The 1,103-nt window shown below is 56.3% G+C and carries 1 rRNA gene; it reads left to right on the top strand.

From position 1 onward, the window contains the following. Nucleotides 1-1,103, top strand: a 23S ribosomal RNA gene (locus tag BM417_RS46530); the annotation flags it as partial.

Here is a 1,103-nt window from a genome sequence, read left to right as displayed (position 1 = left end):
GTCTGTTTAGAGTGTTCCCAAGTAGCAGCGTACTCGTGAAATTCGCTGTGAATCTGGCGGGACCACCCGCTAAGCCTAAATACTCCCTGGTGACCGATAGCGGACTAGTACCGTGAGGGAAAGATGAAAAGTACCCCGGGAGGGGAGTGAAATAGTACCTGAAACCGTGTGCCTACAATCCGTCGGAGCCTTTAGGGGTGACGGCGTGCCTTTTGAAGAATGAGCCTGCGAGTTAGTGCTACGTGGCGAGGTTAACCCGTGTGGGGTAGCCGTAGCGAAAGCGAGTCTGAATAGGGCGCTTGAGTCGCGTGGTCTAGACCCGAAGCGGTGTGATCTAGCCATGGCCAGGGTGAAGCGCGGGTAAGACCGCGTGGAGGCCCGAACCCACCAGGGTTGAAAACCTGGGGGATGAGCTGTGGTTAGGGGTGAAAGGCCAATCAAACACCGTGATAGCTGGTTCTCCCCGAAATGCATTTAGGTGCAGCGTCGTGTGTTTCTCATCGGGGGTAGAGCACTGGATGGTCTAGGGGGCCTACAAGCTTACCGAAATCAACCAAACTCCGAATACCGATGAGTGAGAGCGCGGCAGTGAGACTGCGGGGGATAAGCTTCGTAGTCGAGAGGGAAACAGCCCAGAACGCCAGCTAAGGTCCCTAAGTGTGTGCTAAGTGGGAAAGGATGTGGGGTCGCACAGACAGCCAGGAGGTTGGCTTAGAAGCAGCCACCCTTTAAAGAGTGCGTAATAGCTCACTGGTCAAGTGGTCCTGCGCCGACAATGTAGCGGGGCTTAAGCACACCACCGAAGCTGTGTCATTTCGAGTTTACTCGGGATGGGTAGGGGAGCGTCGTGTAGCGGTTGAAGCGGCGGAGTAATCCAGCCGTGGACGCTATGCGAGTGAGAATGCAGGCATGAGTAGCGAAAGACGAGTGAGAAACTCGTCCGCCGGATGACCAAGGGTTCCTGGGCCAGGCTAATCCGCCCAGGGTAAGTCGGGACCTAAGGCGAGGCCGACAGGCGTAGTCGATGGACAACGGGTTGATATTCCCGTACCCGTGTGAACGCGCCCATGATGAACCTTGTGATACTAACCGCCCGAAGCACC

This window comes from Lentzea waywayandensis (assembly GCF_900115955.1).
Lineage (GTDB): Bacteria > Actinomycetota > Actinomycetes > Mycobacteriales > Pseudonocardiaceae > Lentzea > Lentzea waywayandensis.
Note: the sequence above shows the minus strand (reverse complement) of the source record. Positions and strands in the feature narration are given on the sequence as shown.